Origin of the sequence: Saccharopolyspora sp. 6M, assembly GCF_020176775.1 — a bacterium.
Lineage (GTDB): Bacteria > Actinomycetota > Actinomycetes > Mycobacteriales > Pseudonocardiaceae > Saccharopolyspora_C > Saccharopolyspora_C gregorii.
In genome coordinates this window covers 1-24,162 of the sequence record NZ_JAIUJZ010000014.1, presented here as the reverse complement: position 1 = coordinate 24,162, position 24,162 = coordinate 1, and the positions used below count along the sequence as shown (strand labels likewise).

Here is a 24,162-nt window from a genome sequence, read left to right as displayed (position 1 = left end):
GCCCGGTGGGCGGGTCCGCTCAGCGGGCGGTCACCGGGGCCAGCCACAGCCCGGTGATGGCGTCGACGAGCCCGGTGGCGGCGTCGTCCCAGCTGGAGCGCGGCGTGGTGGCGGAATCGGCGAGCGCCCGCTCCCGTTCGGCGGGCATGTGCACCATGAGCTGCCGCGCCATGTCGTTGCGTTCGGCGCGCACCTCGTCCGGCAGCGCGGGCAGGCACCGGCGCAGCCCGTCGATGATCCGGTGCAGCGAGGGCTCGCTGAGCGATTCCTCCACCATCACCGGGCGCAGCGACGGATCGGTCATGACCTGCGCGCCGAACCGGGCGAACCAGGTCGGCACGCCCAGCGAGGCGAGGTGCTCGATGCTGGGGCGCACCAGGCACTCGACCCAGTCCCGGACGCCCGCGTCCGGGCTGATCTCGGCGAGCATCCGCACCCGGATCAGGTCGATCGGTTCGGCGTGCCTGCGCACGATGGCCCGCACCAGGTCGGTCTTGGTGCCGAAGTGGTACCCGACGGCGGTGTTGTTGCCCTGACCGGCGGCTTCGCTGACCTGCCGGTTGGACACCGCGAACACCCCGTTCTCGGCGAACAACCGCTCCGCCGTGTCCAGGATCGCTTCCCGGGTCGCCCCGACCCGCTCGCTGCGCGCCGCTTGGCCCGCCATCTGCACCACCACCCATTCCACCCGTCCGGCGCGGAGTTCCCGCTGCGCACGGGCTTCTCGCGCACCGCCAGTCAACAACCACCACCCGGTTGAGTCAACCGACTGAACCGAGCTCGCCCCGATCTCGGAGCCACGTCACATCCGACCAGATCGCCCGGTTTCGGCCTCACACGGCCCGGGCGGCGAGCAGCGACAGGTCCACCGGCAGCCGCCGCGCCGATTCGACGGCGAACCCGGCGCCGCTGAGCAGCTTCTCGTACTCGTCGCGGTGCCGTTCGCGACCGCCGGTGATCGCCAGCATCTGCACGTCCCAGGCCGCGGCCAACGATTCCCGGCCCGGGCCGTCCGGCAGCAGCCGTTCCACGACGAGCAGCCGCGCACCGGGTTCGCAGGCGTCCCGGCAGGTCCGCAGCAGCCGCACGCAGTCCGCGTCGTTCCAGTCGTGCAGGACCCGGGACAGCAGGTAGACGTCGCCGCCCGCGGGCACCTGCCGGAAGAAGTCGCCCGCCGCGGCCGTCAACCGGCCGCCGCAGTCGTCGTCGAGGCGACCCGCGACGTGGTCGCGGTCGAACAGCACGCCGCGCAGGCCGGGGTTCGCCGCGAGGACGTGCCGCAGCAGGGTGCCGTCACCGCCGCCGACGTCGATCGCGGTGCCCGTCGCCGGGAACTCCGCCACCGCGGGCAACGCCTCCCCGACCAGCCGGGTCACGGCGCGCATGGCGCGGTCGAACGTCCGCGCGGTGCCGTGGTGCCGGGCGAAGTGGTCGAAGTGCTCGATGCCGAAGTGGTGGCCGAAGGCGGTCCCCCCGGTGCGCACCGCGGACTCCAGCTCGTTCCACGCCTGGTAGAACTCGGCGCCGTAGAGCCGGACCAGATCCCGGAACGGGTCGTCGTCGCGCAGCAGCGCGCCGGTCCCGGTCGTGGTGAACGCACCGCCCCCGGTGTCGCGGAACAGGCCGAGGTGCGCGAGGTGGCGCAGCAGCCGTTCGGTCGCGCCGGGATCGGTGCCGGCACCGGCGGCGACCTCCGCGCCGGTCAGCGGCCGCTCCCGCACCCGGTCGGCGATGCCGAGCTCGGCGGCGACGTGCACGGCGCGCGCCGCCCAGTGCCCGGACAGCAGCCCGAGCAGCCTGGTGTGCGGGTCGGCGTCCTCGGTCCCGGTGCGCAGCACCGTCTTGCTGCGCATCAGGAATTCGGCGAGGTGCCCGTCGTGCGGGAGTCCCGGCGCCATCAGGTGGGTGGCGTGGTCGCCGACGTGCACGTTGCTGATGCTCGGCTCGTCGACGAGCCGGGTGAGCAGCCCGTCGTCGCCGGTGACGGCGGTGAGCACCAGGGTGTCGCGCAGCGGTCCGGTGCCGTCGTCCGGCGTCCACGGCGCCACCCAGGCGCAGGGGAACGGCAGCTCCACCCCGGCCTGCGGCGCGTCGGAGGCGTCGAGCAGCACGACGGCGGGGCGCAGCACCGCGGAACCGTCGGGTTGCTCGCGCACCAGGTCGCCCGCGGTGATCAGCCGGGCGCCGCCGTCGAGCTTGGACCGCAGGTGCGCTTCGAGTTCGCGGGCGCGTTCGGGGGTGTGCGCGGGCAGCACCGCCTCGTCGTGGTCGGCGGACAGCACCGGGATCGCGTCGAGCTCCGCGGCGAGCCGCCGGGCCAGGTCCTCGGCGTCGCCGTCGACGAACACGGCGGTGGCGTTGACGCAGGCCGTCCCGCCGTGACCGGTGATCGAGTCGACGAGCACGTCGAGGTGCTCGGCGGGCCGCCCGTCGGCGAGCAGCACCTTGGACCGGCCGGGACCCTGCACCAGCACGTCGGAGCGGTTCCCGTAGCGGCGCACCGCCTGGTCACCGCCGTAGACGAGAGCGAGGTCGGCGGTGGCCACCAGGTCGTCGGCGACGCCGTGGTCCGTCGGCAGCAGCACCACCTGGTCGGGCCCGAAACCGGCGTGCCGCAGCGCGGTGACCAGCCGGTGCGGGGTGAACGGCTCCCGCCCGGAGGGGCGCACCGCGATCCGGTACCCGAGCGCGAGCGCCTCGATCCACTCGGTGTGCGTGCCCGGGTGGTTGCCGGGCGCGTGCACGGCGAGCACGTCACCGCGACGCGCCCACACCGCCCCCGATCCGGCTCGGTCCAGCCAGTGCGCGGCGGAACCGGTCGGGCGGGCCCGGTCCACCGAGTCGGCGGCCGCTTCGGCGCTGCGGGCGAGGGCGAGCGACGCGGCCCGCACCACGGGCAGCGCGACGCCGGACGCCCGGCACACCGCGCGTTCGTGCTCGGGCAGCGCGATCCCGTCCACGGTGCCGAGGAAGGCCCGGGCCGCGTCGGCGAGCGCGCGTCGACGCCGCGGCGCGGACAGCGGCTCGGCCCGGCGCAGCGCGGCGACGTTGCGCTTGACGTGCAGCCGGGGCACCAGGCTCAGCTCGGCGAGCACCGCGCCGTCGACGGCGGTGACCTGCTGGCGGCGGGTGGCGCGGAACGCGCCGGTGGTGCCGAGCGCGTCGAGCTGCCGGGGTCCCATCAGTACACCCCTTCGATCACGGCGGCGTTCTCGAAGGTCGCCACGGGCGCGACGTCCGCGACCGAGGATCCGAGCGCTCCGGCGGGCGCGGCGACGCGGGTGGCGACGTCGCGTTCGAGGTTGTTCGGCAGCAGCATGGACCTGCTGACGTGGTGCATCACGACCTGCCCGCGCTCGCCTTCCGCCACCTCCGCACCGGTGTCCGGGTCGACGACGGTGAACGTGGTGTGCGGCGAGAACGAGTCGAAGGTGCAGGACCTGCCGTCGCAGCCCGGCCGTTCCATGCTGCCGCCGAGGATCGTGGTGCTGCCGTACTGGCCGCGCAGCGCCACGTCCGGGAACACCTCGTGCCGCAGCAGGTGCCGGGTGTCCGGGTCCAGGTGCGCACCGCCCCACATGATGGTGCGCACCCGGTCGTTGATCACCTCGGTGAGCCGGTCGCGCTCGGCGATGCGCTCCAGCAGCGGCGGGGTGGCCACCAGCACCCCGATCTCCTGGGTGTCCAGCACCGCTTCCACCTGGTCCACGACGTGCTCGGCGTAGCGGTCGGCTTCGTCCGGGCGGCCTTCGGCGATGCTGCGGCGCACCCACCGCGGGTCGAGGTCCACGGTGAACGCGACACCGCCCCGCATGCCGGGCAGTTCCGCCATCAACCTGCCGAAGATGTGCGGGCCGCTGGGCGCCACCGTCAGCCAGTGCGCGTCGCGCGGGAAGCCGAGTTCGTCCATCCGCGCCGACTTCCACGCCAGCGAGTGCTCCAGCCAGTCCCGCAGCAGCACGACCCGCTTCGGCACACCGGTGGTGCCACCGCTGTCGAACGCGCCGAGCACGTCGGGCCGGTCGCCGTAGCCCCGCGGCACCAGGTCTCGGATCGGGACGCCGCGGAGCTCGTTCACCACGTTCGGGAAGCGGGCCAGGTCGGCGTGCCCGCGCACGTCGCGCCGCGGGTCGAACCCGAGCGAATCCGCCCGGTCCAGCCAGAACGGCGAACCGGTCTCCGGGGAGAAGTGCCAGTCCATCGCGGCCGACAGGAATGCTTCCTCGTCGAACTCCGCGGTGTCGTTCCAGTTCCAGTGCACGGCTTCTCCGAATCCGGTGATCACAGGCGTCGGCCCGGTGGTTTCCCGCGGCGAGCGGCGCGGGCACGGGCGGTGGTGCGATCGCGACCGGACTCCCGCAGCACGAGCGCGGAGGGACGGCGACGGCCTTCCGACGGTGCGGCTCCTTCGAGCGCGGCTCCAGCAGATCACATGCTCCGCACCACCGGAACCAACCGTGCCAGCCATCACAGACCGCGGTGCGCGGCCGATCCCGACGGGCCGCGCACCGGCGAAAGCCCGTCAGCGCGGCGAACCCGTGGTCCGCCCGGAACGATCAGCAGCGACGGTATCCAGCACCCGGCCTTCCCGCGCAGGCCGATCACGACGCAACCGCCGCCTGCGCTCGTGCTCCCGCTGCATCCAGCGTCCCCCTTCGGACGCCACCGCTTCCAGCGTGCGCAGCGCGGTGGGGATCCCGGCCGCGTCGAGCTCGCGGTCTCGCAGATGGGCTTCCTCCTCGCTGGTCACATCGCGGAGGCGGTCGAACTTGTTCGTGATGACCGTGATGTCCGGTCCGTTGAACAGCACCAGTCGCAGAGTCCGGCTGCGCAACCGCACGATCTCCAACGAATCGGGCCTGTTCTCGTTCCGCAGCGCGTACCTGTCGTTGGCGACGCGCACCCCCACCTCGGTGATGCCGGCGGAGGCCAGTGCTTCGTAGCGGAACGACGAGCGCTGCTCGTTCCTGCGTGCCCCGTTGAGGAAGTTCAGCTCGGACTCGACGACTCGAACCCCGTTGTGCGTGAGCAGGAAGACCTTGACCACGTATTCGGAGTAGCGCGGCGGCCCGCCCGGAACGAGCGCCTGGCGCGCTCGCGGCGCCTTCTCCAAGGTCACGAACTGATCCATGAGATCATTTCCGGCCAACCTGCCGTGCCGGGTCGCCGCCGTGATCAGGTAACGCTTGTCCAGGTTCAGCCATCGCCCCATCTCCTCGTCTGACGGACGGTCCGCGAGCATCGAGGTCCACTCCGCGAAGGCCTTCAGCTCTTCGTCGTGCAACGCAGCATCAGCCGCGGTCCTGCGCAGGTCGTCCCGGCGAGCGGCGGCCAGTTCGACACCGTGCACGAGCCCGAGGTATCCGCTGCCGACGAGCAGCAGCGCGGGCAGCACCGCTCCCGATGTCATCATCACCACCGCGCCGGTGGCCGCGAGCGCGATGCCCGATCGCAAGAGCAGGACGGTGCGCCGGGTGGGAAGCAGTTCCGTGCGATGCCCGAAGAGCGCGCCGGCCCGCCAACGCTCAGCGCATCGATAGCCGTGCCAGCGGATCAGCCAGTCCAGCGATTCCGGTTCCACACCGGCGTTTCCGTACAGCGCCGCGAGGCGGATGGTCAGAGTGCGGCGGACACCGCGGGTCTGCGCCTTCCACTGTCCCGCGATGTGCGGGCGGACGGCTCGGAAGCCCGCTGCGACGCGTTCGTGGACGGCCGCGACGAAATCGGTCCGCACCCAATGCCCGGGGGAAGGCGGGGCCTCGTCCGGAACCTGATCGTCGTGCTCCCGCTCGGCGCGTTGCCGCTCCTTATCCAACACTCGGCGGGTGAACTCGTGACGACAGGCGAGGAGCCCACCGCCGACCACCAGAGCCAGACCGCACCACATGGCGAGGCTTTCCCAGTACGCGAACGAGGTGTACAGGCCGAGCAGCCCGCTGAGGACTCCGAGTCCCGACCGCGTCCACACCGGAGTACCGACCACGGTACGGGCCGGAACGAACGCGCGTGGTCGTGCCGGGTCGGGTTCGAAGAACTTCCACGCCCTCCCCTTGCGGTCCGGGGCCATCCGCTCGCCCAGGACTCGGTCGGTCTCCGCCGATGCGAGGCGGGTCGCCGTGACACCGTCGAGGATCAACTTCAGGTGCCTGGTGATCTGGCCCCGTATGATCGCGGGCAACGCGTCGTAACCGGTGTCCACCGGCGCGAAGCCCACCGATTCGGCCGGGCCGTGCGGATTCTGCTCCCATGCCCGGCGGAAGAGCTCGTCCACCACGTCCAGTGCGTCGCGCCACTCGTCCCGCGGACATCGTTCCGCCACTTTCCGGGCCACGTCGAACTCATCCAGTACGGCAGCGTCGACTTCGGTGAGCGCGCGTTCGCTGAACAGCGCGAGCGCGTAGAGGTAGGAGCGGCGCGTGTTCCCGTGCCCTGCTTCGAGAATCTCGCGGAGCAGTTTCTCCGCTGGGCGCGGAGTACCTCCTTCCAGGTGGTGGAGCGCCACTTCTTCCTTGCGCTCCGGCGGATCGCCGCGGTTGATGTGGTACGTCCCGTCGCGGTGGATCGCCGTTTCGCCGATGTGCACGCCGACGGCTTGACCGACTTCCGCTTCACCTCCAACGTGGACGCTTGGCCATTCGGAGCTCAGATCGACCCAGGGAGGAACGTTCACGAGTTCCCCCCGCGGCCACCCATGTTGATGGTGCGCGAACCGGTGCTGAAGGTCGCCACTTCTCCCACCTGGGCGTTGCCCTGCACGACCGGGCCGCCTAGCGGCGGAGGCCCCGAATCCGGGCCGGGGCGCCTGCCACGCCGTCGCCCACCCCGCTCCTCCAGCGCCGCGCAGAGCGCTGCGGCGTAGGCGGCCGCGTTGCGGGCAGCGGTGGCCTGCCAACCTTCGCCGTCGACGGACTCCTTCTTCCCGTCGGCGCGATCGCTGATGGCGCGCACGACCGCGAGTTGCGCGTTGTCGTTGATGTGCCCGGCGAGGGCGAATCCGGCACCCTCCATCTCCACGGCGATCGCGTCGTTGTAGGTCTCGCGGAGCCGTTCCGCGTACTCGGAGGTCCGCGAATTCAGCACCACGTCACCTGCGGCGATCGGGGCGCTGTGGACGGCGGGGACGCCGCCGTCGGCGGTGAGCCCGGCGCACCAGTCGTCGGACAGGGACACCTGGTGCACGGCCTGCTCGATGCGGTGCGGGATGTCCCAAGCCCGGGGTCGGGTGCGGAACCCTCCGTCTTCGCTCTTTCCGCCGTGGTAGCCGTAGACCCGGTTGGCGACCACCACGTCGCCGAGGTTCAGCCAGTCGCGGAGCGCCCCGGCGACGCCGACGAACAGCAGCGCGTCCGGGCGGAACTCGTCGATGGCGCGTTCGGTGAGCACGCCTGCGTTGATCGTGCCCTGGCCCAGTTTGGCGATCGCCACCTCCCGGCCGGGCCGGGAGGTCAGCTCTCCCACTTCGAACAGGGTTCCCTTGCCGCTCCAATGCTTCGAGCGACCGGTGAGGTGTGCGCGGACCGCGGTGTACTCGACGTCCAACGCCGTCAAGATGACGATCATCGTGTTGCTCCATCGCTTCGATCAGGGTTGCTGGTCGTGCTCTGGCGCTCAGGTGCTCAGCGGAGAGCGCTTCCCGGGGCGGTGGTCGCGAATGCGTTTCCGGGGCCGGGAAGCGGGATCCGCGGCGATGTGCTGGTGCCGCGGCGCGAGGGACGCTAGCCCATCCGGAGTCTTATAGTCAACATGACGATAACTGTTGCGCATCGGCGGCGCCGCTACCAGCACGAGTACGGTGTACCTAGTGGACAGACGTCCGAGCCGACCGATCATGACCGGGGGTGCCCACCGTGTCCGACGACGATTGGACGATCCCCGAAGTCGCGCTGGCCGTCGACCTCGCGATCCTGACCGTCCGCGACGGCGCGCTGCGGATCATGCTCGTGGAGCGGGGCGAGGACCCGTACCGCGGAATGCTCGCACTACCCGGCGGATTCCTGTTCGACGACACCGAGGACGTCGATGACGCCGCGGCGCGGGAGCTCACCGAGGAGACCGGCCTGCACCCGCAGGGCCTGCACCTGGAGCAGCTCCGCACCTACGGCACGCCGGACCGCGACCCGCGGCGGCGGGTGATCACCGTGTGCTACCTGGCATTCGTCGCCGACCTGCCCGAGCCCACCGCGGGCGGCGATGCGCGCGCCGCCACCTGGACGCCGGCGCGCGACGTGCTGGCGGGCGAGACGCGAGTCGCCTTCGACCACGCACGGATCATCGCCGACGCGGTGGAGCGGGCTCGCGGCAAGCTGGAGTACACCACGCTCGCGGCGTCGTTCTGCTCCTCCGAGTTCACCATGACCGACCTGCGGCGGATCTACGAGATCGTGTGGGACACCCGCCTGGACGCCCGGAACTTCCACCGCAAGCTCACCGGCGTACCGGATTTCCTCGTCCCCACCGGGGAACGCACCACCCGGGATGGCGGACGTCCGGCCGCGCTGTACCGCTCCGGCGGCGCTTCGCTGCTGCACCCGGCGATGCTGCGACCCGGGCGCGAGGACTGACGCCCCACCCGTCCCCTTGTTGTCGCATTGACATCAACTGCGGAACAGCCCTAACGTCATCACCGACGCACTTATAGTCACTTTGACAACAAGGGGTTCGAGATGCAGATCCACTGCTCGTTCCGGCTCGCGGTGCACGCCGTCGTCATCGCCTTCCTCAGCGGCGCGCTGCTCAGCGGCACGCTCATCGTCCACTCGCCGGACCACTCCGCCGCGGCGGACGGCGGCGATCAACTCCTGCGCGGCGGCATCATGGGCGGCACCAGTTCTTCCGCGGGACCCGGCCGGTAGAGCGCCGCCGGGCGCCCGTTCGACGCGGCCCGCCGCTCCCCCGTCGGCACGACGAACCCCTCCGCATCGGTGACCTTGCGGTGGAAGTTGGGGCGGTCCAGCTCGACCTCCCACACCGCCTCGTAGACCTCGCGCAGCTCGCCGATGGTGAACTCCGCGTCGCAGAACGCGGTGGCCACCGTGGTGAACCGGAGCTTCTGCCGGGCCACGTCGACCGCGTCGCGCAGGATCCGCGAGTGGTCGAACGCGAGCTCCGCCGACCGGGCCTCCGACACGGGCACCCAGCTCGCCGCCCGGGCGTCCGATCCCGCCTCCGGCAGCGGCAGATCAGGGGCGATCGCCAGGAACGCACAGGTGATCACGCGGGGGTCGCGCGGATCCCGGTCCGGCGCCGAATAGGTGCCGATCTGCTCCAGCGGCAGGGATTCCGCGACCAGCCCGGTCTCCTCCCGCAACTCCCGGGACGCCGTCTGCTCCAGGCTCTCGTCGCCGCGCAGGAATCCGCCCGGCAGCGCGAGCCGTCCCGCGAACGGCTCCCCCGCACGTTCCACCAGCAACACGCACGACCGGCCGGAGCGGATGGTCAAGATCACCAGATCCGCGGTCACCGAGACCGTCCGCCGCGGGCGAGGAACACGAGCCATGACCGGACCCTACGCGGCGTCCGGAGTCCCGGGCCCCGGACCGCACCGGCTCAGCCGGTCGGCCTGGGAAATCCGCCGAACGTGACTTCTGACGTAGAGCGGGCGGGAACGTGGGACTACCCATGAGGCATCAGCGAGCAGTTTACGGCGTTCGACAGGAGGTTCTTCCATGATGGCCACGACTTCCGCGCACCGAACGGCTCCGCTGCCGGTCGGCAGGCGCCGCCGCAGGCGGACCCGGTCTGGTCCGCTCGTGTGGGCGGCCACGATCTCCGCTGCCGTGATCGAGAGCTGCTGGTCGGACCCGTCCTCGATGAGCGCGCCGGTCCTGGCGCTCACCGGCGTGATCACCGTCTGGCTCGCGGCCCGAATGCTGTGAGACGACCCGCGATCGCAGCGGGATGAAGCCGCCGGCGGCGGAGGGGGAACGGGGGTTCCGCCGTCGGCGAGCGGTCCCGGCCGCGCACCGGCGGGAGTGCGCGCCGGGGCCGCGTCCCCCGGACACCCAGCCATCCGCGAACGCCCAGCCATCCCCGGACGCCCAGCCGCCCCCGGACGCCAGCCGACCCCGGACGCCCAGCCATCGCGGTCGCCCAGCCATCCCGGTCGCCCAGCCGTCCGCGAACGTCCGGTGGTAGCCGAATCCACCGCAACGGGAACCGCGAGGCTCAGCCGAGGGTGCGGGCGAACTCGGCCGCGTCCGGCACCAGCAGCACCGCGACCAGGACCAGGCAGACCAGCTCGATGGTGCGCTCGATCCGCTTGCCCTGCTTCGATCCGACGCTCCAGCGCATCGACTTCGGCAGCACGTGACCGCGCCGCCAGCGGGCCCCCGAGCACCGCGCGGCCCGCTTGCGGCTGCACTTGGCGCAGCGGCGGCGGATCGGGAACGTCCAGCAGATCCCGCTGCGCGTCGCCGAATCCCCCACCGAGTGCACCAGCATCCCCATCGTGATGGACAGCCCGGCGAACCAGCCGAGTTCGGCCATCGCACCCGCCGACGCCAGCGACCAGCTGATCGCGACCGCGGCGATCAGCGCCACCGCGTCCTGGTCGGTGCACAGCCTGCGGCGCACCCACTTCGGCCCGGACCGGGACAGGGCGCTGATCCCGGGCGCCAGCACCAGGACCATCGCGACGCCCGTCACCCACGGCGTCAGCAGCGCGCCCAACGCGACCAGCAGTCCCAGCCCCGCCGCGAAGACGGGGGTGTGCACGAGACCGCGGTGCTCCCCGTCGCCGGGCGGGTCGTGCGGGAGTCGCGTCCGGCCGTAGGTGGTGCGCGCCAGGAGCTGGAAGAACTCGCCCACCAGCGCCGTCACCCGCCCACCGCTGCGGTAGGCGGTGGCGCCGTCGGCGTCCAGGTCGGGCAGCAGCGCCGCACCCGCGCCCAGCAGCGCCCCCAGCGCGGTGCCCGCGACTCCGAGGTCCGCGCCGGTGAGCGCGCCCACCGTGCTGCTCGACACCGCCCCCGCCAACGCTCCCGTGCACGCGTGGCCGCCCGCTTCCATGCCCCGTCCGCTCCCTCGGTCGAGGCGCCGCGGCCGAACGGACGAACGCGGCGCTCGGCCGGACGGCGCAGCGCCGGATCACCGGACCGCCGATTTCCGTTGCGGCCCAACGGACATTGAACATGATCTTGGAAACGGTGGTGCCGGGACCGGTCGACATCACCCGAGCGGACGCGGGTTACCGCACCGGGTGCCCGGTGGTGACGTCCACGTGCGCGGGCACCTCGTCGTGCTCGTCCCCGACCGAGACGGTTCCGGTGGGCTCCACCAGCAGCACCGCCGCACCGCGCGCCGACGACGGCTTGTGGAACGTCCCGCGCGGCACCACGAACACCGAGCCGCGCGGCAAGGTCACCGTCCGCTCGCCGGCTTCCTCGCGCAGCGCGATGGCGATCTCCCCGTCCAGCACCAGGAAGAACTCGTCGGTCTCCAGGTGCACGTGCCACACGTGCTCGCCGTGGAACCGGGCGAGCCGGACGTCGTAGTCGTTGAGGTAGGCGATGATCCGCGGGCTCCACGCGGCGTCGAAGCCGTCCAGCGCGGTCGCGAGGTCGATCGGGTTCGTGGTCATGACCGCCATCCTCGGCTCGACCCGACCGCACCACGAGTGCTAGGAATCGCACATGTCGCAAGGATCCTCGCACCGGGTCGTGGTGCTGGTCGACGAAGGCTCGAATCCGTTCGAGATGGGCGTGGCCACGGAGCTGTTCGGCCTGCGCCGCCCCGAACTGGACCGTCGCTGGTACGACTTCGCGGTGTGCGCGGTGCGGCCGCGGGTGCGGATGCACCTGGGCATGTTCACGCTCTCCGACGTCGCCGGGCCCGAGGTCGCGGACGCGGCGGACACGCTGATCGTGCCCAACCGGCCCGACCCGGAGGTGCCCGCCGATCCCGAGGTGCTGGACCTGGTCGCCCGGGCGGCCCGGCGCGGTGCGCGGTTGGTGAGCTTCTGCACCGGGGCGTTCACCCTGGCCGAGGCGGGCGTGCTGGACGGCCGGCGGGCCACCACGCACTGGCGCTGGGCCGCGGAGTTCACCCGCCGCTTCCCCGCGGTGCGCCTGGAACCGGACGTGCTCTACGTCGACGACGGCGCGGTGCTCACCGCGGCGGGCAGCGCGGCGGCGCTGGACCTGGGGCTGCACCTGATCAACCGGGACCACGGCGCCGAGGTCGCGAACGCGGTGAGCAGGCGGCTGGTGTTCACCGGCCACCGCGACGGCGGTCAGCGGCAGTTCGTGGAGCGGCCGGTGCCGGACGCCGCGGACACCTCGCTGGCGCCCGCGCTGGACTGGGCCCGCGCGCGCCTGGACCGGCCGCTGACCGTGGCGGACCTGGCCGCGCGGCTCGCGACGAGTCCGGCGACGCTGCACCGGCGGTTCCGCGCCGAGCTCGGCACGACCCCGCTCGCCTGGCTCACCACCGAGCGGATCGCGCTGGCCCGCCGCCTCGTCGAACGCGGCGAACTCGGCCTGGACCGGGTCGCCGCGGCCAGCGGGTTCGGCACCTCCGCCAACCTCCGCGCCCGCTTCCGCGAGCACACCGGCCTCACCCCGTCGGCCTACCGCCGCCGCTTCGGCGCGACACCTCCGGAGCCGGTGCCGGAGCGAGGATGACGCGAAGTGCGCTCAGCGCCGGGGAATGCGGCGCCGAGCAATGTTCTGACGAGGGATGACGCGGCGGCGGACGCACCGGGCGCCCGCCGCCGTGCACCGCTACTCGTCGGCCAGCGGCTCCGCGCTGATCTTGCGCAGCATCAGCCCGCTGGCCGACGCCGCCAGCGCCGCGACCAGCAGGCCGAGCACGATCGGCGCCAGGATCGCCGGCGTCAGCGTGGTGCTCTGGTCCAGCACGTTCAGCAATCCGAGGCTGACGCCGGTGCCTCCCGCGGTCGCGATCCCCGCCGCGACCAGCGCCGGGAGCGCCGCCTCGACGTGCAGGGCGCGGACCAGCACCCGGCTCTGCGTACCGGCGGCGATCAGCGCCCCCAGCGTGCGGCGCCGATCGATGACCGACCCCGCGGCGGTGATCGCCGCGCTGCCCGCCGCGAGCACCGACGCGATCGACAACCCGATCACGGTGATCCGGTGCAGGTCCCCGGTCTGGACGTCCCCGGCGACGCTGCGCGACTCGATCGACTCGATGTCCGCACCGGGGATCGTGCGCGCCATGGCGGTGCGCACCTTGATCCGGTCCGCCCCGGTGGGCGGGAGCACGGACAACGTGGTCTGCTCCGAGCCTTCCACCGCGGGCATCGCGCGCGGGTCGACGAGCACGGTGTCCAGGTCCGGCTCGGAGACGACCGGAGTTCCGGGCGGCACCGGCGTGGCGGAGGGCCGGTCGGCGCCACCCGTGCTCGGGGTGACGGTGAGTTCCGAGGTCGGCTGCCCGTCCGGCACGTGGACGGCGGGCGGCCCCTCGCACGAGGGCCGGAAGGGAGTCACCTCCCGAGCAGCGCGGCAGTCGATGACCAGGCCGAAGGCGGACGAGTCGCCGGCCCCGCCGATCAGGACCTGCTCGTAGCCGGCGACGGTGGCCCGCACGCCCCGCGCCGCCAGTTCGTCGGCGAGGCGTTGGCGCAGTTCGGGTGCGCGGCTGCTGGGCACGTCCGCGACGAGCACGCCCCGCTCGTCCCAGCTGCCCATCGAATTCGGCCCGCCGGTCATCGCGGGCAACGCCGTCAGCGCCATCGATCCGATGAACACCGCGAGCACCATGCCGGACGACGACCGGTAGGCGCTCTTCGGGTCGCTGACCAGCCGCCTGCCCGCCAGCAGCACCGAAGGACCGCGCCACACCCGGGCGAACAGCCGGCCGGTGGTGGCGGTGATCCACGGTCCGACCAGGGAGAACGACCACGCCACCGCGGCGATCGGCAGCACGAGGACCAGGAATCCCGCACCGTCGTCGTACTTCACCATGCCGAGCACGAACAGCGCCGCGACCACCGCGATGATCAGCAGCCGCCACGCCTTGGGCCTGCCGCGCTGCTGCTCGGTGGCCGCGCTCAGCGGCGCGCGCACGACCCGGCCGGCACCCAGCACGGACGAGGCCACCACGAGCGCCGGAACGCCGATCGCCACGCCCAGGACCGCCCAGATCGACGGGGTGATGTCGTCGACGAACCAGGTGCCGTTCCCCCAGGGGATCATCGCGATGAGGTACCGCAGCGGCCAGGTCAGCAGCACTCCCGCCGCGGTGCCGACCACCGCGGCGAGCCCGGTCTCCGCGGCCACCGTCGAGACCACCTGGGACGGGGTCGCACCCGCCATCCGCAACGACGCCATCCTGCGTTCCCGGCGCGCCGCGGTCAGCCGCGAGGCCGAGGCGACCAGCACGAGGCTGGGAGCCGCCAGTACGAACAGGCCGAACAACGCCATCGGTTGCAGCAGCAGGTCCTCGGACTCCGCCTGGATCGTCACCGAGGAGTACGGGTTCGCGACGGCGGCGGCCTCGTCCAGTGCGCCTCGCGGGTGCCCGACGACGGCGACGAGCTGTTCCGGGTAGCGCAGCAGCCGCGGGTCGATCGTGCCCGCGATGCGCTGCGGGAAGCGGTCGGCCAGTTCGCCGTCCGGCAGCGCGGCCGCCTTCTCGGCGAGCGCCGGGGACAGCAGCGCCTCGCCGGGAGCCGGGAATTCCGGGGCCTTCCCGCCGCCGGCGGCGCCGGAGACGTCCAGCCGGCTGATCATCTCGCCGCGCACGTAGTCCTGGGAGGCCAGTTCCACCCCGCCCGTCTCGGAGACGCCCTGGTGGCCCTCCTGCCAGGAGGAGCGGTCGGTGCGCGCCTGCGCGGCGTGCGGCAGCGCGGTGAGGATCAGCACCAGCGCGGTCGCCACCATCACGCCGGCGGCGGTCAGGATCGCCGAGGTGCGGGTGCGGGAGTCGTGCCGCAGCACCCGCACGGCCAGCTGCAGGGGGTTCACCGCGCCACCGCCCCGCCGCGCGCCGCGACGTCGTGCGCGATGAGGCCGTCGCGGATCTCCACCACCCGGCTGCACCGAGCGGCCAGTTCGCGGTCGTGGGTGACCACGACGACGGCGGCACCGGAACGGGTCGCGCTGTCGGCGAGCGCGCGCATCGTCGCCTCGCCGGTGCGGGTGTCCAGTGCGCCGGTCGGCTCGTCCGCGAAGATCACCTTCGGTTCGTGCGCCATCGCCCGCGCGATCGCCACCCGCTGCGCCTGGCCACCGGAGAGCTGGCCGGGCAGTCGTGCCTCCATACCGCTCAGGCCCAGCTCGGCCAGCCATTCGCGGGCGGTGCCGATGGCCCGGCGCCGGTCGGTGCCGCCGAGCAGCAGCGGCAGCGCCACGTTCTCCTCGGCGGTCAGCTCGCCGACGAGCATGCCCTGCTGGAACACGAAGCCGAACTCGTGCCGCCGCAGCTCGCTGCGCTTGGTCTCGGAGAGCTGGTCGACGCGGCGCCCGCCGAAGACGACCTCCCCCCGGTCCGGGCGCAGGATCCCGGCGAGCACGTGCAGCATCGTGGTCTTGCCGGAGCCGGACGGGCCCACGATCGCCAGCACCTCACCGGCCCGCACCTCGATGTCCGCCCCGCCCAGCGCCCAGTGCTCGCCGTACTGCTTGGCCAGGCCGCGGCCCGCCAGCACCGTCCCGCCCGCCGGCATCTGCCCCTGCTGCATGTGTCGTTCCCCTCGGTCCCGATGCGCCGTGCGGCGCCCGGGAGGAACGTTCGCAGCGCGCGAGGGGAAGCCGCCTCATCCGACAGGCCGTGCGAGGTCGGCTGATCGGCCGGAGCTCCTGGTCCGACAGGCCAGGCATGCCGTTGCGGCCGGGTTCTCGCCGACCGGTCCCGGCGGCGCCCGGGAGAACGCCGGTCGTGCCCGGGACGCGCTTTCCGGCTCCGGGCACGGGTTCCCCGCGCTACCCCGCCAGTTCGAGGTCTTCGAGGCTGCGCCGCGAGGTCTCCCGCACGCAGAAGAACGTGAACACCAGCGCCAGCACGGCGAAACCGGCGAAGATGCCGAACACCGCGCCCGCCCCGAACACGAGCAGCACCGGGAAGAACTGGGACACCAGCAGGTTCCCCGTCCAGTTCACGAACGACCCGACGCCGACGCCGAGGGTGCGCACCCGCAGCGGGAACTGCTCCGGCAGCAGCACCCACATCAGCGGCCCCCAGCTCAGCGAGAACGCCACCTTGAACACCGCCAGGCACAGCACGGCCCCGGTCGCCCCGGCCGTCCCGGCGAGCAGGTCCCCGCCGAACAGCACCGCGAGCACCGACATGCTCAGCAGCATCGCGGTGCCGCCGATCATGAGCAGCTTCTTGCGCCCCACCGCGTCCACCACCCGCGCCGTGATCAGCGTGGTGATGATGGACAGCGCGCCGAGCCCGACGCTGTTGAGCAGCGCGGCGCTGTCGCCGAAACCGGCGGCGCGCAGGATCGTCGGCGCGTAGTAGACGATGGTGTTGATCCCGATGAACTGCTGCAGCAGCGCCAGTCCGACGGCCACCAGCAGCGGCCTGCGCAGCGCGGGGGTGAGCAGTTCGCGCCAGCGGGCCCGGTCCTGCTCCGGTTCGGCGTCCCTGGTGCGGCGGATGTCGGCGAGCACCGCCGCCGCCTCGTCCTCGCCGAGCTGCGCGCGCAGCACCCGCCGCGCCTCCTCCGTCCGGCCGTGGGCGACGAGCCAGCGCGGCGTCTCCGGCGAGCGGGACACCCCGAACAGCAGCAGCAACGACGGCACCAGCGCGATGCCCAGCATCCACCGCCACGCGCCCCACGGCGACAGCGCCAAGCTCGTCACGTAGGCGACGAAGATCCCGATGGCGATCATCAGCTGGTTGAGGGTGGCGATGCCGCCGCGGTTGCGCGTCGGCGCCAGCTCGGACAGGTAGGTGGGCACCACCACCGAGGCGATGCCGACGGCGAGCCCGCCGAGCACCCGGGCCGCGACGAGCACCGCCACCGACGGGGCGAGCGCCATGCCGATCGCGGACAGCCCGAACACGGCCGCGCCCAGCTGCAGGATCGGCCGCCGCCCCCAGCGTTCCGCCAGCGAGCCCGCCACCAGGCTGCCGAAGATCGCGCCGAGCATCAGCGAGCTCACCACCAGCCCCTTCGTCCACGGGGTGAGCCCCAGCGCGGGCGAGATGAACAGCAGCGAACCGGCCGCGATGCCCTGGTCGTACCCGGCGAGGATGCCGCCGAAGGAACCGAAGAAGAACACCGAGCGCGCCGCGGCGGAGGAGCTCGGCGAACGGGATTGGGACATGTGCGGTTCTCCAGTGGCATCACGGTGTTCCGGGCCGATCAGTGCGATGGAGAGTGGCACCGGACCCCATTTGCGTCAATGCTCGGTCAGAATGTGGACAGGTTTTTGACGAAGCCCGTTCGTAAATGGAGCAATGCCGGGTTACGCTGCGGCCATGACCGACCCCGCCCCGACCGCGCTGCACCGGCTGCGCCAGGGCAACGCCGAACGCGTGCTCGGTTGCCTGCGCAGGCACGGCGAGCTGAGCCGGGCCGCGGTCGCCGAGCGCAGCGGGCTGTCCCGCACGACGCTGTCGGCGATCCTCGGCGACCTGATCCGGCGCGGGGTCGTCGTGGAGACCGAACTCCCGCCGTCGCACCGCCGGGGCCGCCCCACCCGCGGGCTCACGCTCAACCCGGGCGCGGGCCAGTACCTCGGTCTCGAACTGGGGCGCAACCGGATCCGGCTGGTGCTGGCCGACGCCGCGCACCGCGTGCAGGCCCGCGCCGACCTGTCCTACGGCTCGGCGCGCGGCGCCGCGGACCGGCTGGCGCTGGCCGAGCGCGCCGTGCGGGAGGCCGCCGAGCACCACGGGATCACGCTGGGCACGCTCGCCGGGATCGGCGTCGGCTCCACCGGGCCCGGCGAGCTGGTGCTCGCGCCCGCCGCCGGGCTGGACGAACCGGACCGGCTCCGCGGGCGGGAGCTGATCGCCGACCGCCTGGCCCGCGCGTTCGGGGTACCGGTGGGCGTGGACAACAACACCCGGCTCACCGCGCTCGCCGAAGCCACCTGGGGCGCCGCGGCCGGGGCCTCCGACCTGCTCTACGCGCACTTCTCGCACGGCACCGGCGGCGGCCTGATCATCGGCGGGCAGCTGGTCCGCGGCACCGGCGGGGTCGCCGCCGAACTCGGGCACCTGTGCGTCGACGACACCGGGCCGAAGTGCTGGTGCGGCGGACACGGCTGCCTGGAGCGCTACGCCTCGGTACCCGCGGTGCTGCGCGCGACCGGGCACCGCCGCTGGGCGGTTGTGCGGGACGCGCTGGCCCGCGACGGCGCCGAGGCCGAGGCGGTCCGCGCGGCCGGGGAGCACGCCGGGACGGCGCTGGCGGCGATGTGCACGGCGGTCAACGCGGGCCGGGTGGTGCTCGGCGGCGAACTCGCCGAACTGGGCGAGCCGTTCCTGCGCCCGCTGCGCGAGTCGTTCGCCCGGCGCGCGATGCGGTCGCTGCGCTGCGGCGTCGAGTTCGGCACCGCGGGCACCGCGCCGTGGGGCGGGGCGCTGGGCGGACTGGCGCTCGCGCTGCACGAATCTCCGCTGCTGGCCCGCTATCCACTGCCGCGGCACCCCGAGCAGGCCGCCGCGCCGGACGCCGAATCCGGCCGCTGACCCGACCCCGCCCGACGCTTCCCGCCGAGGAGATCTCCGTGCCGCGCAACATGCTCTTCCTGATGACCGACCAGCACCGGATCGACACGCTGGGCTGCTACGGCGACCCGGACGCCGTGCGCACCCCGAACCTGGACGCGCTCGCCGCGGGCGGCACCCGCTTCGACAACTGCTTCACCCCCACCGCGATCTGCACGCCCGCCCGCGCGAGCCTGCTCACCGGGTACGCCCCGTTCCGGCACAAGCTGCTGGCGAACTACGAGCGCAACGTCGGCTACCTGGAGGACCTGGCGCCGGACCAGTTCACCTTCGCCGAGCGGCTCGCCGAGCGCGGCTACAACCTGGGGCTGCTCGGCAAGTGGCACGGCGGGGTGCGGCGCAACGCCGCCGACTACGGGTTCCAAGGCCCGGACCTGCCGGGCTGGCACAACCCCGTCGACCACCCGGATTACCTGGCGTACCTGGAGGAGCACGGCCTGCCGCCGTACTCGATCCGGGACGAGGTGCGCGGGACGGCGCCGAACGGGAACCCCGGCAACCTGCTGGCGGCCCGGTTGCAGCAGCCGGTGGAGGCGACCTTCGAGCACTACCTGACGACCCGCACCATCGAGATGCTGCACCGGTTCGCCGCCGACGAGTCCACTTCGGACACACCGTTCTTCTTGGCGACGCACTACTTCGGCCCGCACCTGCCGTACCTGCTGCCGGATTCCTACTACGACATGTACGACCCGGAGGAGATCGAGCTGCCGCGCTCGGTGCTGGAGACCTTCGAGGGCAAGCCCCCGGTGCAGCGCAACTACAGCGCGCACTGGGCGTTCGACACCATGTCGCCGGAGGAGAGCCGCAAGCTCATCGCCGTCTACCGCGGTTACGTGACGCTGATCGACGAGCAGGTCGGCCGGTTGCGCCGCGCGCTCGACGAACTCGGCCTGGCCGACCGCACCTCGATCATGTTCACCGCGGACCACGGCGAGTTCACCGGCGCGCACCGGCTGCACGACAAGGGACCGGCGATGTACGACGACATCTACCGCATCCCCGGCATCGTGTCGGTGCCCGGCGAGCGGCCGCAGGTGCGGGACGAGTTCGTCAGCCTCACCGACTTCACCGCCACGATCCTGGAGCTCGCCGGGGAGGACCCGTCCCCCGCGGTGGACAGCCGCAGCCTGCTGCCGCTGGTGCGCGGCGAGCACCCGGAGTGGGCGCCGGACCTGGTCGCCGAGTACCACGGCCACCACTTCCCGTACCCGCAGCGGATGTTGCGCGGCGCCCGTTACAAGCTGGTGGTGAACCCGGAATCGCACAACGAGCTCTACGACCTGGAGCTGGATCCGGACGAGCTGCACAACCGCTACGAGCAGCCCGAGGTCCGCGAGGTCCGCAACGCCATGCTGCGCCGCCTCTACGAGCTGCTGCGCGAGCGCGGCGACAACTTCTACCACTGGATGACGAGCATGTACCCGGTCGGCGAGACCGATTACGACCCGACGCTCAGCTCGTTCTGACACCCGGAACGGAGCGGGGGGGGGGGGGGGGGGGCGGGCCCGCGCGGGGCCCCCGGGCGCCGGCCCCCCCCCCCCCCCCCCCCCCGGCCCGGCGCCCCCCCCCCCCCCCCCTCCCCCCCCCCGCCCCCCGGGCGGCCCCACCCCCACCCCCCCCCCCCCCCCCGCGGCCCCCCCCCCCCCCGCGGGGCCCCCGGGCGGCCCCCCCCCGGGGGGCCCCCGCCGCGGAACGGGTCAGCCGTCGAAGCGACCGGCCTTCACAGCGCCGACGAAAGCCGACCACTGGGCACCGGTAGCAGTTAAATGACCTGCTGCACGATCCTTGGTGTCACGAACCGCGGCGCCGTCGGCCACCCGGCCGACCTCGACGCACGCGGTGTTGTTGCTCGACCGCGTTGCCTTCCGCCATCCTGCCGGTTGCTGTGTCACAGCTAGCTCTCCTCAAGTCCTGTCTCCGCACTACGTTCGGCGATGAACTTCAGCGTGTCCTCTGCGCTCAACGCCGCTTCACGGAGGGTATCGAGCGCGTCTCGGTACGCCTCGATCGCCGAATCACCGGTCAGGAATGCCGCGGATGCGAAGTGCTCCAAGTGCACAACAGGGCGCGCGGTCGGAAATTCGAAGAACATGAACTGCCCGCTGTGGGCTGGCGTCCACCTGGGCAATCGGTCCGGAATGACGCGGATGGTGATGTTGAAAAGCTGCGCCGCCTGCTGCAGATGCCGCAGCTGACCGGACATCGTTTCAACGTCGGCGATAGGCCTGGTCAGCGCTGATTCCGCTATCAGCGCCTCGAAGCGTGGCGCTTTGCGGCTGGTCAGCACGTCCCGACGGCTCGCGCGCATGGCGACCTTCGTCTCCACCTCTCCAGGAGACGACTCGGTCATGATCGCGCGGGCGTAGTCGCCCGTCTGAAGCAGGCCAGGAACGAGAAGCGGCGCCACCTCGCTAATGGCAGTAGCGGTCCGCTCGTAGTTCATCAACGTGACCAGTTCCTGGTGCACCCCAGGGATTCCGGCACGTAGGTAGTTCGGCCCATCGCCCTCACGAGCGATGTCTGCGATTCGTTCGCGCTCAGCTGCCGAGAGGCCGAGGGCCGCCGCAGCCGCCCCTACGTCCTCCGGGGACGCCGTTCGAGTACCCGCCTCAGTCCGCGTGACCCATGCGTGCGCGACATCCAGCCTGCGCGCCAGTTCACGAACACCGATGCCCGCATCCTCGCGAGCTTTGCGCAGCTCTGCGCCGAGAGTTCGAGCCTTCGGGCTGCCTGGTTTGGATCGGGTCACCGGCCAATCGTAAGGAAGACGCTCCTGGCCGAACGTCCCCCCGATCGAGCGATTGCGCCACTGGATCAGATCCATCAGATTTGGATCAGATCCACTGATCCAGATGTCACCTCGGGAGAGAGCATGTGCAGCCGAAGTCTTCTACCGCACCGGTCAGACGTTGTGCGCAGTGCGACGTGGCTCGACGGGCCGGTGACGTGATGACGACCGACATCCTGCTCGGTCTGGTGGCGTGGGCGCTCGTGTTCGGGCCGATCTTCCTGGTGTGGTGGCTGCCCGGTGCCCGTGCGGATGCGCGGCGGGAACGGTGGCGGTGACCCGCGTGCGGTTCGTGCTCCCGGACGGGTCGCACTCGATCCACGCCACGACCGCCGCACCCGAGGAGTGGGGCGCCGCGCGCGGCGCCGAAGCCTTGTGCGGTGCGGTGATCACCGTGCCGCGAGGAGCTCGTCGCGCTCGACCACCACGGGACTCCTACTGCGAGAGCTGCACCGAGATCTACGCGGCCCGCCATCCGCTCACCCCGTTCCGCCTCCCGTCCGAAGGCCCGACATGAAGGGGGCTCGATGCCCGCCCACCACACGATCACCGTTCCGTGCCGGGACATCGCGTTCCGGGACCGCGCCGTGCACCTCGGCCGGATCCGCCGCGGGATCAGCCTCCGGGTTCCGGAAGAGGCGCACGCGATCCTCGACCTGGCGCAGGCCGCGGAGCTGCACCGGGAGCTCGGCGCGGCGATCGACGGCCTTCGCCGCGAAGCGAATGCGACCGACTCGTGAACGCGCCGACGGGCCGCTTCGCCCCTGCACCTGCCTGGATCACCTCGGAGTGGTGTTCGACCTGGCACCTCAGCGGCAGGACGACGCGGGGGACGGTGATCATCGCGAGCTGCGGGCATCCGCTGAGCGGGCGGATGTCGCGGGTCTTCGACCGGCCGCCGCCGCTCGACACCCGCCAGATCTGCCAGGCGTGCGTGGGCAGCACCAGCACCCGGCCGAGCTCCGTCCGGTTCCCGGTGCTGGCGGACGCGCTAGTGGTGATGGCCGAGCGCCGGTCGTCGCGCACCACCGCGCCGCCGGAGCCCGATCCGCCGATCACGTGGCCGGACACCGACCCGGACGCGACCGGAACCCACGGACACTCGCGTCCACTGCGGATCGTGCCGCGCGTCGACCGGTTCTCGACCGCGCGGGCCGCTTGATCCGCCCCTGAACGCGGCCTGCCGTTCCGCCCTCCCCCGAGCGACGGCAGACCGCACGTGCGGCCGGTGCTCGCCCCTCTCCCCGACTCGCGGCGAGCACCGGCCGGACACCCCGGATGCGCAGCTACCAGGCGACCGGCAGCGACTTGAGGCCGTAGACGAAGTGGTACGAGCGGAACTCGATCTCGTCGTCGGGGATGGCGGTGCGCAGCTCCGGGAACGCCCGCAGCAGCGCGGGGAACGCGATGCGCATCTCCATCCGGGCCAGCGGCGCGCCGAGGCAGTGGTGGATGCCGTGGCCGAAGCCGATGTGGTTCGTCGGCTTGCGGGTGATGTCGAGCGCGTCGGGATCGTCGACCAGTTCCGGGTCCCGGTTCGCCGCGGGCAGCGCGAACACGACCATCTCCCCGGCGGGGATCACCCGGCCGGCGATCTCCACCTCGGTGGTGGTCACCCGCGGCGTGCCGGAGTGCACGATGCTCAGCCAGCGCATCAGCTCCTCCACCGCGGGCGCCACCCGTTCCGGGTCGTCGCGCACCAGCGCCAGTTGGTCGGGGTGGCGCAGCAGCGCGAGGGTGCCCAGGCCCAGCATGTTGGAGGTCGTCTCGTGCCCGGCGAGCAGCAGCAGGCTCGCGATGCCGGTCAGGTCCGGGGTCTCCAGCTCGTGGCCGTGCTCGCGCACCAGCATGCCGAGCATGTCCTCGCCCGGATCGGCCTGCGCGCGTTCGACGAGTTCGCGCATGTACGCCCGCTGCGCGAGGCTGGCCTGCCGCCGCACGTCCTCGGGCAGCGAGGTGTCCAGGATCGTGCCGGTGCGGGTCTGGAACTCGTCGCGGTCCGCGTAGGGCACGCCCAGCAGTTCGCAGATCACCAGCGAGGGCACCGGCAGCGCGAAGTCGGTGACCAGGTCGCGCGGGGCACCGGCCCGGCGCATCGCGTCCAGGTGCTGGTCGACGATCTCCACGATGCGCGGTTCGAGCCGCCGCATCCGCCGCACCGTGAACTCGGGGGTGAGCATCTTGCGCAGCCGGGTGTGCTCCGGCGGGTCGTAGCCCAGCAGGTTGCCGCGGCGCAGCTCCGCCGCCTCCTCCGGGGACAAGTCGCTGTTCGGCCGCTGCCAGCCGTTGCTGAAGGTCTCCGCATCGCCGAGCAGCGCGCGGACGTCCGCGTGCCGGGTGACCAGCCAGGCACGGGCGCCGAACGGGGTGGCGACCTGGGTGACGCCGTCGTTCTCGCGGGCCGCGGCGAGGTCGGGAACCGGATCGAAGCCGTTGCGCCGCATGTGCAGGGGCAGGGCGGGAGTGGTGGCCGGGCTGTCCGTCGCAGAGGACATGGGCGCTCCTGGTGTCGGAAGGGGAACCCGACCCACGCTACCTAACCGAGAGTCGACTCTCACTTAATCCACCTGTGAACTTCCTGAGAGCGCACCGCCGGGGGGGGCCGCCCCCCCCCGCGGGGGGGGGGGCGCGCGCGCCCCGCGGCCCGACGACCGGCCGACCGTGTCGTTCCTGGCCGCGGTCCCCCGGTTCAGCGCGACCCCGGAGGACGTGCCGGTGCGGGT

The 24,162-nt window shown here is 72.5% G+C and carries 23 protein-coding genes; 9 read left to right on the top strand and 14 right to left on the bottom strand.

Going from position 1 to position 24,162, the window contains the following annotated elements; all coding sequences use genetic code 11:
* Positions 1-19: 19 nt before the first annotated feature.
* From LCD31_RS02675 to LCD31_RS02655, 5 genes are all read right to left on the bottom strand, one after another.
* The gene (locus LCD31_RS02675; protein WP_224955895.1) at positions 20-667 is read right to left on the bottom strand and encodes a TetR/AcrR family transcriptional regulator; all 648 of its coding nucleotides are present in this window, start codon (positions 665-667) and stop codon (positions 20-22) included.
* Between the two features lie 166 nt (positions 668-833).
* Positions 834-3,182 (bottom strand): aldehyde dehydrogenase family protein, encoded by a 2,349-nt coding sequence (locus LCD31_RS02670; protein WP_224955809.1) that lies wholly within the window; start codon positions 3,180-3,182, stop codon positions 834-836.
* Positions 3,182-4,261, bottom strand: a complete 1,080-nt coding sequence (locus LCD31_RS02665; RefSeq protein ID WP_224955808.1) for an AMP-binding protein — start codon at positions 4,259-4,261, stop codon at positions 3,182-3,184. The genes LCD31_RS02670 and LCD31_RS02665 overlap by 1 nt, the downstream gene beginning before the upstream one ends.
* A gap of 261 nt (positions 4,262-4,522) precedes the next feature.
* Complete coding sequence (locus LCD31_RS02660; RefSeq protein ID WP_224955807.1) at positions 4,523-6,583, bottom strand: hypothetical protein; 2,061 nt, start codon at positions 6,581-6,583, stop codon at positions 4,523-4,525.
* 83 nt (positions 6,584-6,666) lie between these two features.
* A complete protein-coding gene (locus LCD31_RS02655) occupies positions 6,667-7,560 on the bottom strand; it encodes a 5'-methylthioadenosine/S-adenosylhomocysteine nucleosidase (protein ID WP_224955806.1) in 894 nt (297 codons plus the stop codon).
* A 287-nt stretch (positions 7,561-7,847) separates the two neighbouring features.
* On the opposite strand from LCD31_RS02655, the gene LCD31_RS02650 reads away from it, so the two are divergent.
* Positions 7,848-8,561 (top strand): NUDIX domain-containing protein, encoded by a 714-nt coding sequence (locus LCD31_RS02650; protein ID WP_224955805.1) that lies wholly within the window; start codon positions 7,848-7,850, stop codon positions 8,559-8,561.
* Positions 8,562-8,663: 102 nt separating this feature from the next.
* A complete protein-coding gene (locus LCD31_RS02645) occupies positions 8,664-8,852 on the top strand; it encodes a hypothetical protein (protein WP_224955804.1) in 189 nt (62 codons plus the stop codon).
* On the opposite strand, the gene LCD31_RS02640 is transcribed toward LCD31_RS02645, so the two are convergent.
* The gene (locus LCD31_RS02640; protein ID WP_224955803.1) at positions 8,792-9,496 is read right to left on the bottom strand and encodes an NUDIX domain-containing protein; all 705 of its coding nucleotides are present in this window, start codon (positions 9,494-9,496) and stop codon (positions 8,792-8,794) included. The two genes, LCD31_RS02645 and LCD31_RS02640, sit on opposite strands and share 61 nt — an antisense overlap.
* Before the next feature lie 172 nt (positions 9,497-9,668).
* Here LCD31_RS02640 and LCD31_RS02635 point away from each other — a divergent pair, with 172 nt between their 5' ends.
* Positions 9,669-9,875: a hypothetical protein gene (locus LCD31_RS02635; RefSeq protein ID WP_224955802.1), complete on the top strand. Its 207-nt coding sequence runs from the start codon at positions 9,669-9,671 to the stop codon at positions 9,873-9,875.
* Positions 9,876-10,164: 289 nt separating this feature from the next.
* Here LCD31_RS02635 and LCD31_RS02630 read toward each other — a convergent pair whose 3' ends face one another.
* On the bottom strand, positions 10,165-11,007 hold the full coding sequence (locus LCD31_RS02630; protein ID WP_224955801.1) for a metal-dependent hydrolase: 843 nt from the start codon (positions 11,005-11,007) through the stop codon (positions 10,165-10,167).
* 178 nt (positions 11,008-11,185) lie between these two features.
* Positions 11,186-11,578, bottom strand: a complete 393-nt coding sequence (locus LCD31_RS02625) for a cupin domain-containing protein (protein ID WP_224955800.1) — start codon at positions 11,576-11,578, stop codon at positions 11,186-11,188.
* A gap of 52 nt (positions 11,579-11,630) precedes the next feature.
* On the opposite strand from LCD31_RS02625, the gene LCD31_RS02620 reads away from it, so the two are divergent.
* A complete protein-coding gene (locus tag LCD31_RS02620; protein WP_224955799.1) occupies positions 11,631-12,620 on the top strand; it encodes a helix-turn-helix domain-containing protein in 990 nt (329 codons plus the stop codon).
* Between the two features lie 99 nt (positions 12,621-12,719).
* Here the strand turns inward: LCD31_RS02620 and LCD31_RS02615 are convergent, their stop codons facing one another.
* The 3 genes from LCD31_RS02615 to LCD31_RS02605 all read right to left on the bottom strand — a co-directional run bounded on the left by LCD31_RS02615 (position 12,720) and on the right by LCD31_RS02605 (position 17,237).
* Complete coding sequence (locus tag LCD31_RS02615) at positions 12,720-14,927, bottom strand: FtsX-like permease family protein (RefSeq protein ID WP_224955798.1); 2,208 nt, start codon at positions 14,925-14,927, stop codon at positions 12,720-12,722.
* Entirely contained in the window at positions 14,924-15,643 is a 720-nt protein-coding gene (locus LCD31_RS02610) for an ABC transporter ATP-binding protein (protein ID WP_224955797.1), read from the bottom strand. Before LCD31_RS02610 ends, LCD31_RS02615 begins: the two co-directional genes overlap by 4 nt.
* Before the next feature lie 241 nt (positions 15,644-15,884).
* A complete protein-coding gene (locus LCD31_RS02605) occupies positions 15,885-17,237 on the bottom strand; it encodes a sugar porter family MFS transporter (RefSeq protein WP_224955796.1) in 1,353 nt (450 codons plus the stop codon).
* A gap of 154 nt (positions 17,238-17,391) precedes the next feature.
* Between LCD31_RS02605 and LCD31_RS02600 the strand changes: the two genes are divergently transcribed.
* Positions 17,392-18,609 carry an ROK family transcriptional regulator gene (locus LCD31_RS02600; RefSeq protein WP_224955795.1) on the top strand — a complete coding sequence of 406 codons (1,218 nt, stop codon included), beginning with the start codon at positions 17,392-17,394 and terminating at the stop codon, positions 18,607-18,609.
* 38 nt (positions 18,610-18,647) lie between these two features.
* A complete protein-coding gene (locus tag LCD31_RS02595; RefSeq protein ID WP_224955794.1) occupies positions 18,648-20,117 on the top strand; it encodes a sulfatase-like hydrolase/transferase in 1,470 nt (489 codons plus the stop codon).
* A 231-nt stretch (positions 20,118-20,348) separates the two neighbouring features.
* On the opposite strand, the gene LCD31_RS02590 is transcribed toward LCD31_RS02595, so the two are convergent.
* Entirely contained in the window at positions 20,349-20,543 is a 195-nt protein-coding gene (locus LCD31_RS02590; RefSeq protein ID WP_224955793.1) for a DUF397 domain-containing protein, read from the bottom strand.
* A 2-nt stretch (positions 20,544-20,545) separates the two neighbouring features.
* A complete protein-coding gene (locus LCD31_RS02585) occupies positions 20,546-21,475 on the bottom strand; it encodes a helix-turn-helix transcriptional regulator (protein WP_224955792.1) in 930 nt (309 codons plus the stop codon).
* Positions 21,476-21,722: 247 nt separating this feature from the next.
* On the opposite strand from LCD31_RS02585, the gene LCD31_RS02580 reads away from it, so the two are divergent.
* The 3 genes from LCD31_RS02580 to LCD31_RS02570 all read left to right on the top strand — a co-directional run bounded on the left by LCD31_RS02580 (position 21,723) and on the right by LCD31_RS02570 (position 22,601).
* Positions 21,723-21,956 carry a hypothetical protein gene (locus tag LCD31_RS02580; RefSeq protein WP_224955791.1) on the top strand — a complete coding sequence of 78 codons (234 nt, stop codon included), beginning with the start codon at positions 21,723-21,725 and terminating at the stop codon, positions 21,954-21,956.
* Between the two features lie 10 nt (positions 21,957-21,966).
* The gene (locus tag LCD31_RS02575; protein WP_224955790.1) at positions 21,967-22,179 is read left to right on the top strand and encodes a hypothetical protein; all 213 of its coding nucleotides are present in this window, start codon (positions 21,967-21,969) and stop codon (positions 22,177-22,179) included.
* 95 nt (positions 22,180-22,274) lie between these two features.
* Positions 22,275-22,601 (top strand): hypothetical protein, encoded by a 327-nt coding sequence (locus LCD31_RS02570; RefSeq protein ID WP_224955789.1) that lies wholly within the window; start codon positions 22,275-22,277, stop codon positions 22,599-22,601.
* Between the two features lie 124 nt (positions 22,602-22,725).
* Here the strand turns inward: LCD31_RS02570 and LCD31_RS02565 are convergent, their stop codons facing one another.
* Positions 22,726-23,934 (bottom strand): cytochrome P450, encoded by a 1,209-nt coding sequence (locus tag LCD31_RS02565; protein ID WP_224955788.1) that lies wholly within the window; start codon positions 23,932-23,934, stop codon positions 22,726-22,728.
* Positions 23,935-24,162 lie beyond the last annotated feature (228 nt).